The sequence below is a fragment of the Bacillus testis genome (assembly GCF_001243895.1).
Taxonomy (GTDB): domain Bacteria; phylum Bacillota; class Bacilli; order Bacillales; family DSM-1321; genus Bacillus_AD; species Bacillus_AD testis.
The window spans coordinates 1-1,515 of record NZ_LN851178.1 but is presented as its reverse complement, the minus strand read 5'-3'; the positions used below and the strand labels follow the sequence as shown (position 1 = coordinate 1,515).

Sequence of the window (1,515 nt, the reverse complement as noted above, 5' to 3'; positions counted from 1 at the left end):
TTATCTAAGGGTGACAACTCTCAAACCTATGTAAATAAAAAGACCGAACATATTATACATATAAAATATGTTCGGTCTTTTTTGTTATGATACTGGTTCGTAACGATTGTTGTTTTATCTTGTCTTACTCAACTAACGTGGCAGGTTAGTGGAAGATGAACAGTTGAAGAGTTAGTGATATAATAATTAGAAAATAAATACAATTAACTTAAATGGCACACTTTTAAATTGATACTATTGAGTTAAAAGGTAAAAATACTTAGAGTATGGGGTTGGATGAATGAGAAAGATGCTATACCTTTTTCTTTTTTTACTATTGTTGAGTGGTTGTCAAGAATCAAATAGTAACATTAAAGAAGAAAGTTTAGAAGAAACTAAAACAGACGATTATAAGGAGAAAAATATGTTTACGATTGATGCCTATCTACAAGATATAGAGGATGTCCTTGAATTGAATTCTAAAAATCTAATTGATAAATTAAAGGAAATAGATAACCTAACTTTTTATTCTGAAGTAGAACTGTTAGATTTTTCAACTTTTGTTGATCCGACACACTATACCTTATCAATCGTTATGTTCTCGATGGATAAAGAAGCTAATGAAGTTTTTTATGAAGGTAATGATTCTAATTTATTTTCTGGTAGTATGAATATAATTGATAATATTAAATATTATCAGATATCAGATAATCAAATGAATCTTTTTTCTACATTTTATGAGGAAAATGCAGAAACGATTGTTCCTAAAGAACAGGAAGTAATAAAAGACTGGTTTGAGGATTGTTGGATAACAGCAAACAACGGTCAAGAATCTGGATTACCATCCTATTTCTCTTTTCACGATGAATATAAATCATATGACTTAATTAATAAAAAATGGATTTCAGAAGATGAGATGTGGTCTTTTTAAATGTAAACATAACTGACTGCTAATAAGCAGTCTTTTTCAATTAACCTAAAGTTACATAGCAGAAAATCAGAGCTGTCATTTAGATAGTTTTTTCTTATGCGGCTAACGTGGCAGTTTAGTGAAAGAAAGCTTCTAACTTTCGTGGTAAAATAATACAAGGGATAGAAATGGAGAAATTCTTGGTGAAAATTACTATTTATATATTTATTGTTTCATTTTCATTATTGTTAGTATCGATAAATATAGAGAGAGTTACAAAGGACAAAAAAAGGGGTTTTATTGTGTGAAAAAATACATTAATCAGTTTTTAAAGAATTTTTTAATCTTTTTTCTTATTGGTTTAGTTAGTAATAAGCTCCTTAAATCTAATTTTGAAGTATTAACTTCTTTTTCTATTGCAATAGGACTATCTTTAGGCATATTAATATTTAGTTCTCGCAAATGAAAACCTAAGTATTGTGAAGTATTGTACTTAAACTAAACCAGCTAATAGTTTGTCAATCATTTCACTCAAAAATATAATGTAAGCATGCTATACTGAAAATAAGGCATGACAAATAAACTTCCTCCAACAAGATGGAAGTTCCTTGAAGATATGTGAAAAT

Annotated in this window: 1 protein-coding gene; it reads left to right on the top strand. The window is 28.1% G+C overall.

Going from position 1 to position 1,515, the window contains the following annotated elements; translation table 11 throughout:
* Nucleotides 1–280 precede the first annotated feature (280 nt).
* Complete coding sequence (locus BN1765_RS00005) at nt 281–910, top strand: lipoprotein (protein ID WP_050613279.1); 630 nt, start codon at nt 281–283, stop codon at nt 908–910.
* Nucleotides 911–1,515 lie beyond the last annotated feature (605 nt).

What these genes read in the sequence shown, in the direction of transcription:
- BN1765_RS00005 (WP_050613279.1), top strand. Translation starts at nt 281, where the DNA reads ATGAGAAAGATGCTATACCTTTTTCTTTTTTTACTATTGTTGAGTGGT.